Source organism: Shouchella oshimensis, assembly GCF_002019765.1.
Taxonomy (GTDB): Bacteria; Bacillota; Bacilli; order Bacillales; family Bacillaceae_D; genus Shouchella; species Shouchella oshimensis.
This window is the reverse complement of sequence record NZ_KV917380.1, coordinates 2,821,053-2,842,758: the sequence shown is the minus strand read 5'-3', so window position 1 is coordinate 2,842,758 and position 21,706 is coordinate 2,821,053. Positions and strand designations below refer to the sequence as shown.

The following is a 21,706-nucleotide window of genomic DNA, read 5'->3' as shown; positions in this document are numbered from 1 at the left end:
GATGAAGAAAGAAGAAGCTCAATAGTTTCTTCTTTCTTATACTTGATTACTTAACAACGACATCATGTTCTTCCGCTAATAGTGCTAATTCTTCTCTATAATGGTGCATAAGGGAGCTCGCTTCCCTTAACGTGTCATTTGCTATTGTCATAGTAACAGAGCCGAGGCTTTCAATAAACTCTTCTGAAAGATGATAGCCTTCCAATCGAATTGATGCTGCTGCGATATAAAGGTCGTGCAAGTCACTTACTTCAGATGTAGCTGGACGAATCGTTTCTAAATCAGAAACAAATTCACTATACGGATAAATGACATGTTCAGCTAAAAAGTCAGCGGCGTCATCCGGTTCGATTTCACCAATCGTAAGCTTTTCAAATTCAGACATAATTTCTAACTCTTTTTGAGAAAGCTGCTGCAACTCATCAGAATTAACATAAGAGTCCAGATCATCTTGAACATTATTACTGCAAGCTGCTAAACATATAAAAGGTAGTAAAATAAAAAATGACATAGTGAATTTATTTATCATCTTATCCTCCTATGTGAAATGTTGAATGAATTGGTATTTATTAGTACCCTTGTGAAGTGTACTTAAACATTTACATCTTTTTAGGGAATTGAATGCAATATCACTATTAAAAATAGAAAAAAACGTTGACGAATCATTTTGACGATGGTATATTATTACTTGTCGATAAGTTGTTATGCCGGTGTGGCGGAATTGGCAGACGCGCACGACTCAAAATCGTGTTCCTTTGGAGTGTCGGTTCGACCCCGACCACCGGTATCGTGAAACGTAGGTTGAAACACCTGTAAATCAGCATTTCTAGCATAGTCTAGGTGCTGATTTTTTTGTGTCATACACACGACTACCCTTGAAAAATCGTACGCGACGAATCGTGCGTTTAGAAAAATACATCCGAACGAATGTCACTTTTATGACGTGCTTTTCAAGAGATAGAGTATACCTAATTTACGTTCTTCCTATGACAAGCAGCATAAATTTTAAGATTACAAAAAATTATTAACAATCTGCTTACAATGAGACAAAACTATGATAGACTGCATGTGATAGGGATAATTACGTAGTCAGAAAGAATGGTGACTTGTTTAAGGGGTTGTTTTGGGTGAAGAAATTTATCATTTTCCTTTCTATAGTAGGTGTAATAGGACTTATTGGTTTTGGAGGATTTTATTTTGGTCAAAATGCTCTTGAGCGTATGGCCTCATCAGAGGAGCAACAGGGCAGCGATACTGGGAACGACTTGAATAACCATTCAGGTGAAAGTGGCGTTCAAACAGAAGAACTCGTGCTTACTGCTTCTATTGATGAAGATTTACATGATTTATTTCCTAAAGATTTATCAGAGCGAGCGATGCAAGAGGCGATTCATTACATGTCCCACGGACTTGTAGAAGCAGAGCAAAAGTGGGGAAAAATCCAGCTGACAGAAGAGCGAATTGAATGGTTGCTTGACATTGCTACTGTAAGAGCAGATGAGTTTACCCATGGTAGCCGCTATGAGCAAATTTTATTAAGGTGGCACGAAGGGGATTTTAGTCAAGCTGTTGAAGACCATAATTTTGTCTGGGAACTATGGGGAGGAACGATTGGAAAAGCAACACGTTTGCTTACGCCAGCAGAGGTAGACACATATAATGATAAACATTTCTAATTTAATGAGCCACTGCACATACAAATGTGCGGTGGTTTTTGATTTTTTTTAATTGGCTTCTCTTTATAGTGTTGTTCAAAGGTTTTTTGTAAGAACAATGATGTAATGGAGGGATCAATATGTTTTTTTTACTCGCTTTAATTTGTCAAATTACGTTATTCTTTTTTATCACATTAGGTGCATTGGTAAATAAAATTGAAAACAAAATAGCATTCTATATTTTATGGATCGTTACAGCTATACCGACATTTTATCTAGTTTTTCAATAGGTAAAGGGAGAGACAAACATGAAAAAGATAAGTCGAGAAGCGGTTACGATTCGATTAGAAGAACAATATGGAATGCTGTCATCTGCAAAACAAGTACAACATTTATTAAGAGATATCCATTCTCTTCAATCAAGGGTACTACACGATGATTTTGCAGCTTGTGACATCTTTATTGATCTACAAGATGCTATAGAACAAGCCGATTTAACAAAGCGTCAGCGTGACGCGCTATACTATGTTTATATGTGTGATTACACCCAAGTCGAGACGGCAGAGAAAATGGGGATCGCTCAACAAAACGTCAGAGAGTTACTAAAACGTTCAACAGAAAGAATTGCAGATATTTTTTACTACTGGACTCATCATGATTTAGGGTATAGAGGAGGCATTTAAAATGACAGAACAACACCTTCTAGATCGTATGAAAGATTTAAAGATCCACGCAAAGACAGGGGTGATGTCTAGACCGGGACGGTTTAAAGAGATTGAGAAGTTGATTGAAGCTTATTACGTCCAACATGAGAAAGTGCCTCCTAGTTATATGCTAGAGAAACTGGCTTCTCTTTGTTTACATGAAGAGCTGAGTAATCGTAATAGTCATAAAATGGCTCAAGAGTGTTTTCCGATCTTAACGGATCATCAACACGCCCGTAGAAATAAGCGGGAGAAAGTATATCATCAGATTGAATTTAGGCGTTCGCCTATTACAGGCAGCCGATCGGTCTCCTATGTATGTGAAGACAATAGCCATACAAAAGGAAAACAAGTGTTTTATGTAAGCTAAAAATTTTTTCGTTAAAATAAGAACGTATGATCGTGTTTTTTACTTAGGTTCATGCCTTATAAGTGAGGAAGAGGAAAATTCCTTAAAGAATAAGAGAGGAGGCATACAAGTGAATCGAAATAACGTACAAACACAAACATTACAAAAAGGGGAGATAACAATGACAGAACAACGTTTACCATTTAACTTACAATTTTTCGCGAAGGAATACAAAGGGGAAGAATTTATTTTTGCAGTGAAGGATAGTCAAGGATTATTACGTCCTTTTAACCAAACAGGCGGCTCTTTTAATCGTTCGTTTGATGAAATTGAACTAGATACAAAAGATAAAACAGGCAGTGATTATGGGAAAGAATCAGTAGAAGTGTCGCTTGAAGGTGTTGTAACAGAAGGCGACCCGTTTATTGACTATATGGACGAAAAGCTTGATAACAAGGAATTTATCGAAATTTATCGTGTGAATAGCCGAAAGAAAACAGCAAAATCGGGTCTATATATGATTACATCTTGGGAGCAAAGTTACAGCAATGGAGAGCACGCAACATATACATTAAGCGCTAAGCTGAACGGGAAGTTAAAAAACGAAGATATGGTGGAAACAGAAGCACCAGCTGAAGAAGATCAAGAATAGTATTTAGGTACTAACGAGCGGCTGAAGGTATCTTTTATAGATACCTTCATTAATTCAAAAAAGGGGCGATGGCATCATGTCAACAATTGTACTTCAAGGAAAAGAATATGAATTAAAGTTAACGATGGAAAGTGTGAAATATTTAAACCGTGTGATTCAGGGCGGACCAATGGGAATCATTGGAAAAGCGATGATGGGTGATTTAGAGGCATTTCCACAAATTGTACACGCTGGCTTATTTCATCATGGCAAGGATTTCTCATTAAAAGATATTGAAGCTGAAATTGAACAAGCGATGATGAATGAGCAGCTTGATTCTGATGACATTTATAAAATTAGTAATAAGGTTGTGACGGAAAGTTTTTTCTTTCGCAATCAAGCGAAGAAACTAGTAGCGGACAATCCGGAAGCGGCGAAAGCATTGGAGATGTTAAGAGCTTAACACAATTAAATGGACTGACTTATGTAGAACGCCAACTCGTTACTTGTTGGCGTTATTTACGGTTAGAGCCCTCTATCTTTTACGCTTTGACTCCGAGAGAGTTCGTCTTGTTAATGGATGCTGAATTAGAATCGATACATGATGCAATGGAGCGAGAAGCACAAATTGCGTTAATGCATGAACAAGCTAGTCGTAGCAAGCGTCCTAAAGTAGCTGATTTATATAAACGCCCAAGTTCAGCTAAGAAAGAGGAGCATTCTATTCAGGAATCAGTCAAAAAAGCAGAGAAAGCTAAACATTGGCTACAACAATTTACATTTAGAGAAAGGAGGGAAAGAGTTGAATGAGTTAAATAAAGTGATACAGTCTATGAATTCGGAAATTGTTGATTTTACTAATAAGATTACATCCATTGATGGGTCCATTACGTCTTTTACTGAATCCATTTCAGACATTGGAAAAGGATTCCAGCAAACGTCTGCAACGCTCCAAAAGAGTGGTGGAGAAGTGACAAGTAGTGTAGGAGAACTTTTTACAGCTGCTAATCAATTAGGTGGTGGCATCTGGGGTGATTCAAGTCCACTTGATGATATTGAACAGAAGGTATCAAGCGTTGCGTACGCCCTAGACCAGGCTAGCAAGTTATCCATTCCATTTTCGGACAAACTATCTGCTTCTTTTTCAGAAGTGACGGCAGAAGCTTCTCGAATGGTGACAAGTGTACTGCAGTCGACTACAACAACAATTACTTTAATCAATCAATTGGTTGTCAGTTTCACTGCACTAAAAGCAGCAGCAATAAATGTAACAGCCACTCTAATGAAAATAAAACCATTAGCTGCAGTATTTGGGTTCCTTATATCACCAATCGGTATTGTTGTTGGGTTAATAGCAGCATTAGCAGTTGGTTTTTTGTATTTACAAAATGCAAATGGGTCATTAGGTTCAAGTTTACAAGCAGTATGGGAAAAAATTTCGTCCATCGGAAGCGAGGTTTTTTCAGTAGCCTCATCTATTTTTGATGGATTTATGACTGGAATCGTTGCAAGGTTGCCAGAACTAGTGCAGTCTGGAGCAGCGCTTTTGCAAAGACTCGTTGAAGGTTTAACAACGATGTTGCCTGCTTTGGCCGAAACAGCTATACAGGTAGTTAGCAATATCGTTGAAGGCATTACATCCGCCTTACCAATGTTGATGGAGGCAGGCGTACAAATCATTTCATTATTGATTAGTAATGCTTCAAGGAATCTACCACTTATGTTGGAATTAGGAATTGGAATCTTAACAAGTTTACTAGACGGAATGGTTTCAATGATTGGTACACTAGTTGAAGTGGTGATACAAGTTGTAACTCAATTAGTAGAAGCCATTACAACACAACTGCCATTATTAATTGAATTAGGTATACAGGTATTGATGAAATTAATTGAAGGAATTGTTTCTTTTGTTCCCGCTTTATTAGAAACGGCAGTCAATCTCATTACTATGCTAGTTTCAACTCTAATGGAACAGCTCCCGATTCTTTTAGGTATGGGAATGCAGCTGTTGAGTACGTTAGTTGAAGGGATTATGCTACTTTTGCCAATGATTGCGAACACAGTGATTGAGATTGTTACTTCATTTGTAAGTCTTCTTGTTGAACAACTTCCTTTACTATTGCAAGCGGGAATTGAAATTTTAACAAGCTTAATAACAGGAATTATTACCGTCGTTCCTATGTTAATAGAAACAGTTCTGCTTTTGGTGCAAACACTTATTACGGTTATCGTTGAACAGTTACCAATGATTATTGAACTGGGCATTCAATTATTAATGAGTTTAATTGAGGGTATTATGAGCTTTTTACCAATGCTTCTTGAAACAGTCATTGGAATTGTGACGCTGTTTGTCACAACAATCGTTGAACAGCTTCCTCTTATATTGGAATTAGGTATTCAATTACTAACCAACTTAATAGACGGTATTGTATCTTTGTTACCAATGATCATAGAAGTAGCTTTAGGCGTGATCGCTCTTCTTATAGAGACAATTACACAGCAACTTCCACTGCTGATTGAAATGGGCATAAACCTATTGATGAGTTTAGTGGATGGTATTATGACAATGATTCCAACGATCATTGATACCGCCTTGAATCTTGTTCAGACTCTTATTACAACATTAGCTGAACAACTCCCATTACTTTTAACGATGGGGATTGAGATGTTAATGAGTCTCATTGATGGCGTGATCTCCATTTTGCCAATGCTAGTAGCAACTGCTGTAGAAATCATTACAATGGTTTTGACAACTCTTACCCAGCAGCTACCTCTTATTATTCAGATGGGTATTCAGTTACTTGAGAGCTTAATCAAAGGGATTGTCACTATTTTGCCAATGATCATTGAAACGGCATTAGATGTTATTGCTTTAATTATTGAGAGCTTAACTCACCAGCTTCCACTGATAATTAATGCTGGAATCACGTTACTGGAAAGTCTTATCAAAGGGATTATGGATCATGTACCGGCTCTCTTACAATCTGTCGTTCAAATTATTACATCTATTATTAGTACACTCGCATCGAACTTCCCTTTAATTTTACAAAGCGGAATTTCTCTTATCGGATCTTTAATTGGCGGATTAACAACAGCCATGCCGATGGTTCTTAGTGCAATTGGAACCATTCTTTCAAGTGTGTTTCAAGCAATCGTAAATGGGTTCCCTCGTATTATGCAGCTTGGAACTCAACTCGTATCGCGACTTGCTGGTAGTATTTCAACAGCAGTTAGACGTGTTGTAACGGTGGGATCTGATTTAATTCGTGGACTTTGGAGAGGGATGAATAACGTAAAAGATTGGATTATTGGAAAGATTAGTGGGTTTATGGACAGTGTGGTTGGAAGTTTAAAATCATTTTTTGGAATTAATTCTCCATCAAAATTGTTCAGAGACGAGATTGGTCGTTTTCTTCCCCAAGGTTTGGCGGTTGGAATTGAAGGTGATCTAGGGTCAGTGAATCGTGCGATGAATGCAATGACGTCTCTTGTACCTTCTGAAATTGATCCTCCACACATGGCACCGCTAGAACCCGTTCATCCAAACATGAGTCATTCTTATTCAAATCAGGTGCGTTTCTTTGAGAAAAAGAACAACGGTCGTTCGGTCGAGAACTTGTTAACAGAAGTAGTTGATACGTTACGAGAACAGAAGCAGCTGACGGTTCAAATGGATTCTACTGTTGTTGGTTCCCTCGTTGAACCACATATTACAAATGCTCAAGAGAGAAAATCAATGCGGAAAAATAGGTTTTACACATAAGATGGAGGTGAATCGTTACTATGCAATTTACGTTTAATGGGATCAGAAAAAAGTATATTACGGTATTAAGTCATCTGCAGCGACCTGTTCTACCGTCTATTTCTTATACAACGACAGAGCGAGTAGAAGCAGGTGAGCGGGTAACTGGTATGAAAATGGACTCCATTATTCTAGACGTGCCTGTTGTCATCTATCATCGTGATAAAACCATGCAAGAGCTAAAGCTTGAATTGTCTTCATGGTTATATAGTGAGGATGAACAAAAACTCGTGTTCTCCGATACACCTAGCCAATTTTATTTGGCTAGGTTTTTATCTGTAGAGCTTGAAGAGTATGAGCACTTCTCGAAAGGAATCATCCAATTTTTATGTCCAACGCCATACCAATATGCAGGAGAGATTGTTGTTCCAATAACGGAAGAGCAAAGAGATATTCAAGTTGTAGGGCAAGTACCGGTGTTTTGGACATTACATGCTCGTATTGAAACAAGAACATCTCAGTTTGAAATTCGTAACCAACATGGTGAAAAATTAATTTTACAGCATCAATTTTTAGAAAATGATGTCATTGAAATTGATGCAGGTAAACGTGCCATTTATTTAAATCGTGACGCACGTATGTCGTTACTTTCATTTGAAAGTAGATGGTTTCCGTTAAGGCCAGGTGTAAATATCCTTTCTGTTTCGGCCCCGTCTACCATTAGGTATCAAAATATCTATTTTTAATAAAAAGGAGGTGTGAAACATGAAGGAAATGTATGTATTAGACCAAAACGATTCTTTGCTTACTACCATTGGCGAGGATAATGGCTTAATTTCCGCTCTTTTTCGAGAGGAATTAAATCAACTGCCTGATCAGCCATTACGTTTAACTGTGGATTCGGCGAGCAGTTCGGCACAGTTTGTTAAGGAAGAAAACCAAGTGGTTTTTCGAGATAAAGAGGGAGAACTTAGGCTATATGTGATTAAAGAAGTAGATGATCATTTTAGTGGGACTGAGCGCCAAACCTATGCCTTATGTGAACCTGCATTTATGGAGTTAAAGGAGCACTTAGTGAAAGAGCGCTCTTTTAAAAATGCTAATGCGTCAGTTGTGCTTGATTACGTGCTGAGTGGTACACGGTGGAGAGGTCAAGTCGACATTGATTTAGGGGTTCAATCTATCCCACTTTCTTTTGAGTCATCGGTTGATGCCATCTGGTCTATTTTAAGGTTGTGGGGTGGAGAGTTTAAAGATACGATCACTTTTTCTGGTAATCAAATTACATCGAGAACAATCAAAATCCTTTCTCGTCGTGGGCAGTATATAGGAAAGCGTTTTGAAGTTGACCACGATATTCAAGAAATTCAGCGAACGGTTCTTTCTTATCCTGTAACGGCTCTTTATGGACAGGGTGCATCATCAGATGATCAGACAACTGACTTTTCCGAAGTAACATGGCAAATAAAAGATGGAGATCCGGCAAATAAGCCAAAAGGACAAGAGTGGATTGGTGATGAACACGCCTTAACTAGATACGGTCGTCCTTACGATGGAAAGCTGTTACATCGTGAAGGTGTTTATACAAATAGCGATATTGAAGATCCTGAAACACTTTTGCATGCGACATGGGAACATTTACAACGTGTAAAGCAGCCGGAAGTTCATTATCAGCTCACCGTTCAATTACTTGAACAACTGAGTGGCTATGAACATGAAAAAGTAAGTCTTGGCGACACGGCGCTAGCTTTTGATCGGATGTTTACTCGACCAATTGAAATTCAGGCACGTGTGATTGCAATTGAGTATGATTTAATGGATGTTAATCGATCTGCAACAGTTGAAATGGGTCAATTTTTGTCTGCTCATAGCTATGACGATCGGTTAGACCAAGTCATTCGCGAGATTAATGATAACCGAGGAAAGTGGAATCAAGGAAACAAACCGATCTCACCCGATCGTTTTCCCGATATACTACCAGATGTCCCTGCAAACGTAGAGGCAACAGGTGGATTTCAGACAGTGCAGATATTCTGGGCTTTTAACATCGAGGCTTTTTATGTGCAAGCCTATGAATTATTTGCTAGTGAAGTAAAAGGTTTTCTTCCTTCGCCAGAGACGCTTGTTTATCGAGGTTCGTTAAATGGGTTTAATTTTATCGGAGAAACAAATAAAACGTATTACTTTCGAGTCCGTGCAGTCAATTACCATGGGCGCGCTTCAAATTATTCAGCAGAAGTAGAAGCTTCAACGGCTCGAGTTGTAACGGATGATATTCTTTTTGGTCCTGAATTGGCTATGAAATTACGGGAGTTAAATAAAGAAGCTGACATCATTGGAACGGATGGAATACAGTTTGAGCAGATTGCGAATGATGCATTAGAACTTATTCAGCAAAGGGCAAAGGACTACAGCGATCAGGAAATTGCAGACGTTTATTCCATTCTTACTGAAGAGCTTGAGAAACGAATGGACCGTGCTCAATTTGATCAAGAAGTTCGTCGCATTCATCAAGCGATTAAAGATGGTGAAGATGCCCTAGAGGAAAAGGAAACGCAGCTGAAAGAAGAAATCGGTCAATTGGGTGAAGAACTAACCTCAATTGAGAAGCATGTTACAACGGAGTTTGAGAAAGTGGATGGACGCCTATCTGCCACTCTGTCAAAAGGTGAGGTCGACGAATTACTGACAGATAAAGTTGACTACACAACGTACAATCAAAAAATGACAACGATAAATGCGTCTCTTGAGGGAATCGATTTCCTTGTAGGTGAAACGAGCGGACAAGTGGACCAATTGACTGGTGAAGTAACAGATTTACGAGATATTAGCTCAGAGTTAAGCTTAAATGCTGAAGGGTTCACTACATCGATTCGCCAGTTGCAAAGTGAAAAACGTCCCACCACAAACCTTGCTATTGGCACATATAAGCCGTTCGTACAATCTAATTGGACAAATGTCAACAACCAAATTGTAAGAGTTTATAATGTATCCGATCGTGTTCTCAGAAAAGAAGTGACGATCTCTTGCAAAATAAAACTTAAAGATATAAAGAGCAGTAGTGAGGGTTCGTCAAGGCTCACATTACAGTGGTTTGAAAACAATCCAAACGCTTGGCATACAATCCAGTCTATTACAAACTTAAATGAAAATAGAGAGATTGAGGTTACTCAGACAAGACAAGTAAACCCGAATACAACAACGATACGCCTTCAACTAAGAGCAGATTTTATTGCATCAGGTACTGTTGAAATAACAGAATTGATGGTAACAGAAGGCAAGCGAACAGCTGCGTGGTCACCAGCTTTTGAAGATCTAATTGATGCGGAATCATACGCTGAGAGACAAACCTCCCTTGACTCTACACTAGAAGGAATCACAGGAAAAGTAGAAGAAACAACAAATGATCTAGGAACACTCACACATACAGTGGGACAGTTCAAACAAGACTTAGAAGGATTTTCTACATCTATCGGGCAAGTTAGCAAAGGTTTAGATAGTAAAGTAGACACATCTATCTACGACCAACGCCAAACATCCCTTAATGTTAAGCTGGACGAAATTACCGGAAAAGTGGAATCAACGAGTAATGGTCTTGGAACATTGACAAATACAGTGAGTGAATTTAGACAGGATTTAAACGGGTTTTCGACGTCTGTAGAAGAAATTAGAAAAGACCTAGATAATAAAGTAGACACTTCTACTTATAATCAACGTCAAACCTCCTTAGATGCAACATTAAAGGGCATCACTGGTCGAGTTACATCAACTGAAAGTGGCTTAGGTTCCGTTACTTCCAGAGTGGGTGCGTTAGAAATAACAGATGGTCAATTCGCAACACAGATCACCGAAATAACGAACAATTTAACAGGTAAAGTGGGTCAGGAAGGTGTACCCACCACAAATAGTTCCGACTCGTATTCAGGGAGTTGGACTAGAATTGCTAGACTTTCTATCAACTCTCGCTATCACCAGACATATGGCATTGTCACATTTACTGGGGGTAACCATGGGGGGCAGACTGGTGATCACGCAAGAATCTATTTGCGCTTAAAGCAACAAAACGCAATGGGTGATAAACCATTCTTTGACATATCTATACTCGATTTAAAAGGGGCAAGGTTGAGAGAAGACGACTTTAGAGGTGTATTAGTAACAAATGCCTCTAATTTAACTGTGGTAGATGTCTATTTAAGAATTCGACAAACACACAATCAATACTCTATGACAGCAACTGATATTTTCAAGCAGAATAGATCGAATGAGTTTAGTCTTCTTAGCCGTGAGGGTTGGGTAAGCGCACCACCGACAGGTCTGGAGCAATATATAGGGTCTTCCGGTGATACTTCACTAGGGAGAATATCTAAAGCTGAAACGGCGATAGAACAAACATCACGGGCTATTGCTCTATTGGCAAAGCAAGAAGAAGTTGATAGTCTAACTGGTCGCATGTCCACATCAGAGGGTCGTATAACTGTAATGTCTGATCAAATTGATCTACGGGTTAAAAGAGACGGCATCATTTCCGCCATTAATTTATCACCTGAGAGGGTTAAGATTGACACACGTTTGCTACAAGTTGGTGATTTTACTAACTTAGTAGATAATGGTGACTTTGAAGATGATGTCATTGGTTCAACACCAGCAGGTTGGATCGGCGGTGGTGCAACAGTCTATGACATGAGAAGTTGGAGTATTGATAATGGCTCAACGCAAACGATGGGCGCTAGGACTGGCAGCACTGGAAACATTGATATCCAACAAGAGCGCCTTATCAAAGTGGTGGCAGGAGATAGTCTTTACGTTGAGTTCGAATCACGCTTTCACAGTAGTTCAGCTGGAAGAAGACATGCTGGAATTGGGTTTCGCAGGTATGATGCAGGAAAAAATCATTTAGGCTGGACTCAAGTCGCTCAGGCTACTGGCGGTACAACACAATGGAGAAAACTTTCAGGAACATACACGGTTCCAGCAGGAACTGCTTATATACGAATTTGGGTCACAAATAACCGAAATGAATCAACCGATAATATTATGTATGCTGACAACATTGTTGTCCGAAGAATGACCAATACTCAGTTACTTGTAAATGGTTCTATTACTGCCAACCATATGTCAGCAAATAGTATTACTGCCGCTAATGGTGCACTTGCTAATGCGTCTATTACAAGGGCGAATTTGCAAAATGCAATTATCCAAAACGCACACATTCAAGATGGAACAATTACTAGTGCTAAGATCGCTAGTTTGTCAGCGGATAAGATTAGCGCAGGTACGGTTACTTCAATAAGTATTCGTAGTGCCAATATTCAAGGAAGCACTATTATTTCTGATCAAGGAAACAGAAGAACTTCTATAGAAGGTGGAGAACTTCAGGCCCGTGGTCGTTACACGAGAACATGGTTTGGAAATACAAATTCATCTTGGGTAAACCTTCAATTAAAAGATGGTTATTTTATGGCTCATAATGAAACTAGGCAGAGGAGATTGTATTATTCCGATTTTGGCATCTCAACTTATCTTGAAGGGTTTAACGATGAAGATTCGAATACGGAATACCATGGATCTGGTGTAATAGAATTCTTTTCTCATATGTATAACGGAGGAGAGTGGGGAGCTGATAATGTCCGCGGTCTTACCGCATTTAGTAATCGAGGAAATATTGCATTAAAAACGAATACAAGAGATGTCATACTTGACGCAGATCGTGATGTGAAAGTTATAGCAAATCGAGGTACGATTGTTCTGCGACCGAGAGATGGCAACCGTTCAGGAAATAATCATTTTGTTTTTAATGTGAAAAATAACTCTAGCGCTAGCGATACAGATGGTTGGATTGCATATGGCTCCCCACAGACGAATACGCCATATGCATCCGGACTACGCTTTAAGAAAACTCAATCAGGTAGACCGACAATATGGGCAACGAATGGTAACGGTGATTATAATTCAGGCGTCTTTGAAGCGGATTCTTTTATTGGTGATTTTGAAGCAAGGGAGTCCAGCTCTAATGCCTATATGAAAGTTGATGGCTCTCTTCGAGTAACTGATCGAAGAGGTTATAACGGCGGAAATGTAAATTATCGCCCCATTCAAGTACAAGATGTAATTGCCAACTCTATTCGTGTGAATTTAGGTACAGGTGGGAATCGTGACCTGTATTTGGGTTGTTCAACAAATGAAGTTCGTGTTACAAATAATTCAATGTACAACAATAACAATATCGGGTATCGCCCAATTCGTGCCTCTAACTTTCACCAAGGTTCTTCTAGAACGTATAAAGATGATATTCAGAAGTTCAATGAAAGTGGACTTGATCATGTTAAACAACTAGATATAATGACCTTCTTGTTAAAGTCAGATCTAGAAGCAGAGGCTTTTCCTAAAAGAAGAGTTGGTATTATTGCGGAAGACAGTCCTAATGTTGTCACTAAGGATGGCATGGGTGTTGAGAATGATCGGATTGTTTACTACTCAGTACATGCCATCCAAGAACTCGATAAAAAAGTAGAAGACACCGTAGATCGAGTGTCTTTTTTAGAGATTGAAAATCAATTGTTAAAACGAGAATTACATGAATTAAAGGAGCGGTTGCTGTGATTAAGTTTATGAAGAAAGAATTGGATAAAGTAGCGAAGTTTCTACTAGATATAGAGCTTACGGGTGTTGAGAATATCCATAGGATGCGTGTTGTGAATCAGTTTAAAAAACAACATGAAGAAATGGTGTCTGAAGAAATTGAGTTGTTAAAAGCACATGCAGAAGTAGATACAAATGGGGAGTTAGTTCGAACGGAAGCTGGTGGTTTTCAATTAAAAGACCAGAACGCGGCAATTGAATTTCGAACGCAGCAAGAAAAGCTTTTAAATGAACAGTTTGTTATGGCTGATTCCAATTTGAACCAAGCATTGGAAACGTTGGAACATGTTGTTATGAATCTTGATAAAAAGCTATCTAATGAAGAGGCGGAAACACACTTTATGATTGCTGAGGCTTTTGAGGAAGCAAAACTGAACCAAAACAAACAAGGAGATGATGAATAATGGGACAGGTAGAAAAATTAGATGTGCGTGTATCAGGTGTTGATTTCACCTATAACTTTGAGGAAGAGGTTGACGAAGTACGTCTTCGCTTTAATGTAACAGATCCTACAGGGGATATTAACGCAAATGGCCGGGTAGTCGTCACAATGGATGAATATGTTCAAGACCCCCGTTTGCTTGCTTTAGCTGATTTGGCACGAGAGAAACTGATTAAGCGTTTAGAACCGAAAGAAGAGTCACAGACAGATTAAGTCAGGGGCTTTTTATTTTGCCAAAAAAGGAGGGATTGGCGAAGGTGACTGAGCCATCTGCATATGATCTCCTCCGTAAATTAACCGAAGTTGAGATAGCACTTGCAAAAGTAACGCAACAGTTGGAAAGTCAAACAAGTGTGTTAGAAGAAGTGCGTAAGGAACTTTCAATGACGAGAGAAAAAGCTGATGCTGCTGAAGAAAAAGCAGAAATTGCATACAGAAAAGCGAAGCAGGCACTAGGGGAGATCAAACAGACTCGAGAAGAGACCTTACGAACGCAAAACGAACGTAAAGTAGATAGACGTTGGTTTATAGGAACGGTGTTGACGGTAGTAAGCTTAATTATGCCAATGATCATCACGTTCTATTTTCAATAAAAAAGCAATTTTAGGCAGACAGGGCTTAGAGCCTTGTCTGTTTCTTTTTTTTGAATCTTTTTTTGCCTAATCCCGTATATAAAGTGAGTGGAGGCGATTCGATGGATTTTTTCATTAAACAGCGGGTTTTTTCATTCCGGGATCAGTTTACAGTGTTCGATAGGGAAAAAAAGCCCGTTTATAAAGTAGATGGTAAGTTTTTCTCTATTGGGGATCAGCTGGCGATTACGACTAGTGAAGGTGTGCCGGTACTTCAAATTAAGCAGCATGTTTTTTCGCTTATGCCGCGTTATTCGATTGCGAATGATGAAAAAGAATTATGTGTTGTCTCTAAAAAGATGAGTTTCTTTCGTGCGCGCTATGAAATTGAACCGCTTGGATGGACGATCGAGGGAAGTCTATTTGATCATCATTATGCGGTTAAAGATGGGACTACAACCATCATGACGGTTGAGAAAGAGTGGTTAAGCTGGGGTGATACGTATCATTTGCATGTGGGTGATCCAAGGCATGAAACGATAAGTGTTGCGTTGATGATTGTGCTAGACATGGTTCATCATCAAAAAAGTAAAAACCATTCTGCCCCTTAACTGATAAAAAAACTGGATTACTAACGATTTGAATTATGAATGACCTCTAGCCGCGTTCTTCTTCTATAATAAAGAGGAAGGAGTGAGGAGCATGCTTACTGTAAGGATGAATGAGCAGGGTATAGTCGTGGAAGAAATTAATAAACCAGAACCTAAAGGCTTTGAGGTGAGCATCAATGTAGTCATGTCGAGTTTGAATTTTGCTGATCTAAAAGTCGTGTCTTCAGGTAAGCCAGGTCAATTGGGTATTGATCTTGTTGGAGTTGTTGATCAAGTTGGGGAACGTGTAACGAAGGTACGTGTCGGGGATCGCGTTCTAGCGTTTCCAAAAACGAGCGGTCATGCGGAGTATGCCATTGCCAATGAAAATTTGGTCTACCACATTCCAGCTACACTATCGTGGGAGCAAGCTGCGGCATCACCGATTGTTATGTTTTTAAGCTACTTTCTAACCCAGAAGATTGCACCACTATCGACTGATGATTCCATTATTGTGCATGCGGCATCTGGAGGTGTGGGTACAACGCTTATTCAACTAGCAAAGCGTGCAGGAGTTAAGACGATTATTGGTACGGTTGGGTCTTTAGCTAAAGCAGAAGTGGCTTATCGTGCAGGGGCCAATCATGTGTGTACCTATCAATCATTTAAGGATGAAACACGGGCCATCACAGAAGGTAAGGGTGTATCGGTTATCTTTGATAGTATTGCAGGGGCTGTAACAGAGGATAGTTTACAGGTGCTCGCTCAATTTGGGACGTTACTTCAGTTTGGAAATGCAAGCGGCAAGAAAAGTTATGTGTCAAACGAAGATTTACATAAAAGCTGTCGTTCAATAAAAGGTTTTAGTTTTGGAACCATGAGAGCGTTTAAACCTGATATAGTAGAGAAAGCTGCGAGTAACGTAGTAGATCTTCTTGCAGATGGCACAGTAAAAATAGAGATCGATCAAGTGTTTCCTCTTACTGAAGCGAAGAAGGCATATCTTCATTTTCAAATGCGAAAACATCAAGGGAAAATCCTTCTTAACATGAACCAATAAAAAGAAGGCACCAAAGAATGATGCCTTCCTCTCCCTAGTTGAGCGCTTTTTCTAGCGCGTTAACATTTTGGTACATTAAAGAAAAATAGTCTTCATTATTCTCTTTGTCCTCTTCTGTTAATGCTTCTAAGGGATGAATAAGTAGAGCTTCTGCTTCTAAATGATCTTGAACGATCTCTGCGACTCGTGGTGTAATGTTCGGTTCAAAGAAAACGTAACGGAGCCCAAGTTCTTGAGCGGTTTCAACGGTTTGGATTAATTCTGTTTGTGATGGTTCACTTGTTGGTGAAATACCGGCAATGCCAATTTGTTTCAAACCATAGCGTTGCTGCCAATATCCATAACCAGCGTGGGATACAATAAAACGATCTCCTTGTGAAGTCTCTACTAAATCTACAAATGCTTCATCCAGTTCGTGAAACTGAGCTTCTAGCGTTTGAAAATTTTCATTAAAATAGTCTTCTTGCTCTGGTAAAAGCTCAGTTAACGTATCGCGAATGCTTTGAGCAATTTCAATGGATCGAATAGGGTCTAGCCATACGTGAGGGTCCTGATCGCCATGATGATGGTCATCATGATCATCAATTAGAATGAGAACGGTGTCGCTTGTTGAAATAACCGTATCTTCTTCATCATATTGGATCGCTTTTACTTGCAAATTGTCTTGATCTGCTGGTAGGGTGAACGAAGTGGAAGGCTCTTCTGATGCTTGTTCCCAGCCTTCGTTATCTGTACGGGTGTACCAAACCCATTCGCTGTCGTCTTCCACTGATAAAGTGACTGAATCACCGCTGTGATAATGATCTTGAAGGCCCTTTATTTCTGTGTCTCCTTCTTCAACAATAGGAGATACGTGTGTATGCTCATCGTGGTCATGTTCATGGTCATGATCGCTTTCAATTAAGTGGGTTTGGGCGCTTCCTTCTAAAACGTGTACAGATTGATTTTCAATCGCAGATAAGATGCTATCTGCAAAAGGTTCCAACTCTGCGCCATTGTAAATAAAGAGGTCTGCTTCTGCTACTTCAATCATTTCTTGTGGCGTTGGTTCATAGGTGTGTGCATCCGCTCCAGTCGGAACGATGTTTTCCACGTTTACAAAATCGCCGCCAATGGCTTTTGTCCAATCTTCATAGGGGAAAATCGAAGTCTTTATGAGCAATAGCTCGTTATCTTCATCCGCTCCTTGATTATTACCACAAGCCGTTACCATTACTAGTGCTACTAATCCAAGAGAGCGTAAACATGTTTTTTTCATTATGAGCTCCTAACCGTAATTATTACGTTTTGTGTAACTTTAAGAATTATATCGCAATCATAATTATTTGTGAAGAGATAAGGCTATATTCTGCTAGGGAGGACAGTAAATGAATCGAATTATTGCCCACCGAGGGTTTTCTAGTCATTATCCTGAAAACACGATGCTCGCGTTTCAAGAGGCCTTTAAACGTGGTTGTCGGATGATTGAATTGGATGTCCAATTAAGTTTGGACAATGTTCCAGTTGTTATACATGATGAGAAAGTAAACCGAGTTACAAACGGCAACGGTTTTGTACATACATTTACGCTTGCGGAATTACGAGAATTGAAAGTGATGGGGACAGAAACCATACCAACCCTAAAAGAAGTGCTCAACCATTTTAAAGGGAAAGCTCAATTAATCATTGAACTGAAAAAAACAAAGCAGATGGAAAAGAAGATTGAAGAAAGCGTATTAGCAGATCTTGTGGAAGTTGGAAGTTTAACAGATGTACAGGTGATTTCATTTGATCACGATTGTATTGACCGACTGAAAAAAATAGCGCCATCTATGCTAGCGGTTGGCTACATCCAGCGCAAGCCTACGAAAAGACTATTTAGAAGAATGGAAGATCAACGTATTTCATCTGTAACGATGAACTATCTCTTTTTCTCAAAGCGAGTGGTGAGAAAATGTAAGAGGAACGGCTATCGACTTGTTTTCTACAATGTAACAAACGTAAAACAGATTCAAAGATGTTTGCGTTATCCTCACGTTTATGTAACTGTGAAGGAACTTAACAATTTGCCTTATTCGTTTAACATAACGGATTAAAGGGTAACTAGACAAAGATTATTATTGTGGAGGGTATTAACTTGAAAAAAATGACATGGTTGATCGTTGCACCTGCTAGTACACTGATGCTTGTAGCTTGCGGTAGTGACGAAACAGGTGGAGAAGAAAACAGTTCAACAGGAACAAATTCAAATGAAGCGGTTCAGCAAGGGGAATCCTTATCCGTTGAAGAGGTGTTAACAAATACCGAAGAAGCGATGAACAACGTAGATAGTTTTAGAACGGAAATGAGTATGACATACGATATTCGTATGTCAGCGGAAGAAGCAGATGAAACGATGGAATTTGCTGTTGATTCAATAATGGACGCTATTTCTGAACCACTAAGTTTTAAAATGAACACTATGATGACTGCTTCAGAGCTTGGGATGGATGTTAGCACGGATCAATACTTTGAAGACGGCATCTTTTATATGCAAAACCCATTAGGTGAAGGCTGGTTAATGATGGATATTAGTGATGAGATGGAGTTAGAAGATGAGCTTCAAGTCGATTCACAAGAGCAAATTAACATGTTGAAAGACATGATGACGCATATTGAGATGTCAGAGGAAGAGGACTCTTATGTTATTTCTATGGAAGGAGATAATGAAGACTTCCAACAGTTTATCCATTGGTTTATGGAAATGGGTGGTCAAAATGAAGCGGCTATCCCTCAAGAAGAGTTAGACACGATGTTCGAAAATATGGAAGTTGAGAATATGACTTATAGCCTTGTTGTAGACAAAGATACATTCTATCAACAGTCAGTTGCTATGAGTGTTGATATGTTAATGGAGGAAGAAGGGGAAACGGCTAATTTTACGATGGACGTTGCCGGAACCTATTCCATGTACAATGAAATTGAGTCAATTGATATACCGGATGAAGTCATTGAAAACAGTGTCGATATTGAAGAAATGTTCGGTGGGTTAGAGTTTGATGAAACAGAGGACGATATGTAAGGTCGTTATGAGAGTCTAGCGAGCTAAAGCTCACTAGACTTTTTTTATTCTGCATCAGTCGAGCACGTGATAGTGACCGGAGAATACTCACCAATGACCGTTTGCCCATGAACAGATACGCTACCTTCGTTCGTAAGATCTTTTTCTGTCATAATACCGAGTGCGATAGTGAATTGGTTTAATTTTACTGGAATAGTGGTCTCCCGTCTCACTTCCTGCCCATTTACGTAAAAGAGAGCTTCGTCTTTTTTTCGATCGTATCGAATTCTAAATGTATTAAACTCATGTGGTTTAAAATGATCAGTTGCTTCCTTAAACAAGCAGAAGTATTTAGTTTTTCCTGTGTCAGGCACCGTCACACCAGGAAATGGTAAAACACCATAAACGGATGCGTATTGATCGTCCGTTGCAAAGAAATCGAGAGCAGCGCCTGTAGTGAAATCAAGCAAATTAAATGAAACGTAGCCATCATATAGATCTCCAGGCTTTGTATCTTTCGTCCGCGCTTTAATCTCTACTTCAATGTCGATATAGCCATTTTCAGGAATTTCAACAGGTTCAGCTGAATAATACATATGCTTCGCGTTATCTAAAATCTGAATAGAGTCATGATGGTTGGATAGAGGCGCACGTACATAAAGTGTCCCGTTACGAACAATGACCACAGCTTCAGGTTCTTGATATTTCCAGAAAGAACCATCAGGTAGTGGAAACCCACCTATTTTCCACATGTCTTCACTAGATAAAATCGAATCAAAATTGCCTAAAACCTTTTTCATAAGTTATCACTCCTTCTTTAAATAATCCCGTAAATCAATAGAGATACTACGATAACGATACCGGTTCGAGTAGTTGCTTTTAAGGACGCACCCATTAATTGCCCATAAACCGGGCTTTTGTTGGTTGGTCCGAGTTTCCTATATGCACTAGCAAGCGGAATGGCAGCAACTAAAGCAACAATAGCGTACCAAGGTAAAACATGAATAACGCTTAAACATAAAATGGAGAGAAAGGCAAGTGCAGCCAAACTTTTTGAGAAAATCAGACCACCTTTTTCCCCCCATAAAACAACCAATGTTTTCTTGCCAGCCTCTTGATCAGCACGCCAATGAAGAAAATGATGGTTAAACAAAATAAGTGTTGTGAAAAGCCCTATTGGTATGGAAAGCAGGAAAGCTTCCATAGGCAATGACCGGGTCATCACAAAATAACTACCAGTTATCGGCAACACACCAAAAGCAAGAAAGATGGCAATCTCACTATAGCCTTTCCCTCTATAACCAAACTTTAAAGGCGGTGCTACATAGAAGTAAGCGATGAGTCCACCAGCAATGGCAAACAGCAGTAATTCCCAACCGCGTAAAATGGCTAAAAGTAGTCCTGACACAAATGCAATTACGAACAAAGCCCAAGTGACAAATGCAAATGGACCTTCGCCCACTTTTCCATTCGCTAATAATCGTGAATTAGTCGAAATGGATTCTTCAGATTTTTCTGCTTGCGTATCAACACCATTGCGGAAGTCCCATAAATCATTAATCATATTTGAAAACAAATGAGCTGCTAAAGCTCCAATTAAAGTTAGGAGAAAAAAGAACAGGTGAAAGGTTCCGTCCCATGCATAAGCAGCAACAGATCCCATTGTAATTGGTAAGATCATAACAGGAAGTACTTGAGCTCGAGCGGCTTTAAGCCAAAATGTAAGTGTTTGTATGTTGATTCACCTCCTGAAATCCACGGACAACTTAGCTGTCCAATGATGACTATACACGTTGCTATTTAAATGCACAATAAAAGAAGCTTACAGATTGATGTTTGGAAAAACTTACTGATGTGCTATGCTAGTAAGAGAAGAAATCGCTTTAATTTCTTTGAAAGAAGGGAACGACTTGGAACATACTGATCTTGTTATTGAACGAAAAAAACTACCAATCTTGTTACGTTTAGGAAAAGTGTTAATGGCGTTAATTGGTTTAACAGGTGTTGTAGCAGGAATTATGATGGCTGCAACACAAGAGGGAAGCATGATACAAGCTTTTTTAATTTTAATGGTATCCATTCTTAGCCTGGGTATTTCATTACTTCGTATTCAAACGGTAACATGTCCTCATTGTCAAGCAACGTCAACGATTCATACGTTAACGGTCGATTTTGAATGTCGTCGCTGTTTAAAGCCGACTGCTATTAAATGGAAGAAGTAACGAAACCGGTGTTTGTAACCGGTTTTTCTTTTTTTAGCAACATTTTCTGCGAAAAAACCCTTTCTATTTATGCGTTTCTTC

The 21,706-nt window shown here is 39.2% G+C and carries 22 protein-coding genes and 1 tRNA gene; 19 read left to right on the top strand and 4 right to left on the bottom strand.

The window, feature by feature from the left end:
- Positions 1-46: 46 nt before the first annotated feature.
- Positions 47-529, bottom strand: a complete 483-nt coding sequence (locus BK583_RS14400; protein WP_055737283.1) for a hypothetical protein — start codon at positions 527-529, stop codon at positions 47-49.
- A gap of 177 nt (positions 530-706) precedes the next feature.
- Between BK583_RS14400 and BK583_RS14395 the strand changes: the two genes are divergently transcribed.
- The 16 genes from BK583_RS14395 to BK583_RS14325 all read left to right on the top strand — a co-directional run bounded on the left by BK583_RS14395 (position 707) and on the right by BK583_RS14325 (position 16,384).
- Positions 707-787: transfer RNA gene (locus tag BK583_RS14395), tRNA-Leu, on the top strand.
- A 340-nt stretch (positions 788-1,127) separates the two neighbouring features.
- Positions 1,128-1,676, top strand: coding sequence for a DUF6241 domain-containing protein (locus BK583_RS14390; protein ID WP_055737284.1), 549 nt, complete (start codon positions 1,128-1,130; stop codon positions 1,674-1,676).
- Between the two features lie 119 nt (positions 1,677-1,795).
- A complete protein-coding gene (locus tag BK583_RS20805) occupies positions 1,796-1,945 on the top strand; it encodes a hypothetical protein (protein WP_158318505.1) in 150 nt (49 codons plus the stop codon).
- A gap of 18 nt (positions 1,946-1,963) precedes the next feature.
- Complete coding sequence (locus tag BK583_RS14385) at positions 1,964-2,338, top strand: sigma factor-like helix-turn-helix DNA-binding protein (RefSeq protein ID WP_038478395.1); 375 nt, start codon at positions 1,964-1,966, stop codon at positions 2,336-2,338.
- A gap of 1 nt (position 2,339) precedes the next feature.
- Positions 2,340-2,729, top strand: coding sequence for a hypothetical protein (locus BK583_RS14380; RefSeq protein ID WP_055737285.1), 390 nt, complete (start codon positions 2,340-2,342; stop codon positions 2,727-2,729).
- A 109-nt stretch (positions 2,730-2,838) separates the two neighbouring features.
- Positions 2,839-3,360: a phage major tail protein, TP901-1 family gene (locus BK583_RS14375; protein WP_236702461.1), complete on the top strand. Its 522-nt coding sequence runs from the start codon at positions 2,839-2,841 to the stop codon at positions 3,358-3,360.
- 76 nt (positions 3,361-3,436) lie between these two features.
- Positions 3,437-3,802, top strand: a complete 366-nt coding sequence (locus BK583_RS14370) for a tail assembly chaperone (RefSeq protein ID WP_038478398.1) — start codon at positions 3,437-3,439, stop codon at positions 3,800-3,802.
- Positions 3,781-4,149, top strand: coding sequence for a phage tail assembly chaperone (locus tag BK583_RS14365; protein WP_078440196.1), 369 nt, complete (start codon positions 3,781-3,783; stop codon positions 4,147-4,149). Before BK583_RS14370 ends, BK583_RS14365 begins: the two co-directional genes overlap by 22 nt.
- Complete coding sequence (locus tag BK583_RS14360; RefSeq protein ID WP_055737286.1) at positions 4,142-7,102, top strand: phage tail protein; 2,961 nt, start codon at positions 4,142-4,144, stop codon at positions 7,100-7,102. The genes BK583_RS14365 and BK583_RS14360 overlap by 8 nt, the downstream gene beginning before the upstream one ends.
- A 20-nt stretch (positions 7,103-7,122) precedes the next feature.
- Complete coding sequence (locus BK583_RS14355) at positions 7,123-7,827, top strand: distal tail protein Dit (RefSeq protein ID WP_055737287.1); 705 nt, start codon at positions 7,123-7,125, stop codon at positions 7,825-7,827.
- Between the two features lie 19 nt (positions 7,828-7,846).
- Positions 7,847-13,681: a phage tail protein gene (locus BK583_RS14350; RefSeq protein WP_055737288.1), complete on the top strand. Its 5,835-nt coding sequence runs from the start codon at positions 7,847-7,849 to the stop codon at positions 13,679-13,681.
- Positions 13,678-14,124, top strand: coding sequence for a hypothetical protein (locus BK583_RS14345; protein ID WP_055737289.1), 447 nt, complete (start codon positions 13,678-13,680; stop codon positions 14,122-14,124). Before BK583_RS14350 ends, BK583_RS14345 begins: the two co-directional genes overlap by 4 nt.
- Positions 14,124-14,375 carry a hypothetical protein gene (locus BK583_RS14340; RefSeq protein ID WP_055737290.1) on the top strand — a complete coding sequence of 84 codons (252 nt, stop codon included), beginning with the start codon at positions 14,124-14,126 and terminating at the stop codon, positions 14,373-14,375. Before BK583_RS14345 ends, BK583_RS14340 begins: the two co-directional genes overlap by 1 nt.
- Before the next feature lie 17 nt (positions 14,376-14,392).
- The gene (locus BK583_RS14335) at positions 14,393-14,755 is read left to right on the top strand and encodes a hypothetical protein (RefSeq protein WP_134259284.1); all 363 of its coding nucleotides are present in this window, start codon (positions 14,393-14,395) and stop codon (positions 14,753-14,755) included.
- A gap of 101 nt (positions 14,756-14,856) precedes the next feature.
- A complete protein-coding gene (locus BK583_RS14330; protein ID WP_055737292.1) occupies positions 14,857-15,345 on the top strand; it encodes an LURP-one-related/scramblase family protein in 489 nt (162 codons plus the stop codon).
- 91 nt (positions 15,346-15,436) lie between these two features.
- The gene (locus tag BK583_RS14325) at positions 15,437-16,384 is read left to right on the top strand and encodes a quinone oxidoreductase family protein (protein WP_055737293.1); all 948 of its coding nucleotides are present in this window, start codon (positions 15,437-15,439) and stop codon (positions 16,382-16,384) included.
- A 34-nt stretch (positions 16,385-16,418) separates the two neighbouring features.
- Here the strand turns inward: BK583_RS14325 and BK583_RS14320 are convergent, their stop codons facing one another.
- A complete protein-coding gene (locus tag BK583_RS14320) occupies positions 16,419-17,642 on the bottom strand; it encodes a metal ABC transporter solute-binding protein, Zn/Mn family (protein WP_055737294.1) in 1,224 nt (407 codons plus the stop codon).
- A 109-nt stretch (positions 17,643-17,751) separates the two neighbouring features.
- Between BK583_RS14320 and BK583_RS14315 the strand changes: the two genes are divergently transcribed.
- Positions 17,752-18,459 (top strand): glycerophosphodiester phosphodiesterase, encoded by a 708-nt coding sequence (locus BK583_RS14315; protein ID WP_055737295.1) that lies wholly within the window; start codon positions 17,752-17,754, stop codon positions 18,457-18,459.
- A 50-nt stretch (positions 18,460-18,509) separates the two neighbouring features.
- The gene (locus BK583_RS14310; RefSeq protein WP_307188690.1) at positions 18,510-19,424 is read left to right on the top strand and encodes a DUF6612 family protein; all 915 of its coding nucleotides are present in this window, start codon (positions 18,510-18,512) and stop codon (positions 19,422-19,424) included.
- 44 nt (positions 19,425-19,468) lie between these two features.
- Here BK583_RS14310 and BK583_RS14305 read toward each other — a convergent pair whose 3' ends face one another.
- Together BK583_RS14305 and BK583_RS14300 are read right to left on the bottom strand one after the other, a co-directional pair.
- Positions 19,469-20,203: a DUF6081 family protein gene (locus BK583_RS14305; protein WP_055737297.1), complete on the bottom strand. Its 735-nt coding sequence runs from the start codon at positions 20,201-20,203 to the stop codon at positions 19,469-19,471.
- Positions 20,204-20,220: 17 nt separating this feature from the next.
- A complete protein-coding gene (locus BK583_RS14300) occupies positions 20,221-21,084 on the bottom strand; it encodes a prenyltransferase (protein WP_055737298.1) in 864 nt (287 codons plus the stop codon).
- A 229-nt stretch (positions 21,085-21,313) separates the two neighbouring features.
- Here BK583_RS14300 and BK583_RS14295 point away from each other — a divergent pair, with 229 nt between their 5' ends.
- Positions 21,314-21,625: a hypothetical protein gene (locus tag BK583_RS14295; protein WP_078440195.1), complete on the top strand. Its 312-nt coding sequence runs from the start codon at positions 21,314-21,316 to the stop codon at positions 21,623-21,625.
- Positions 21,626-21,706 lie beyond the last annotated feature (81 nt).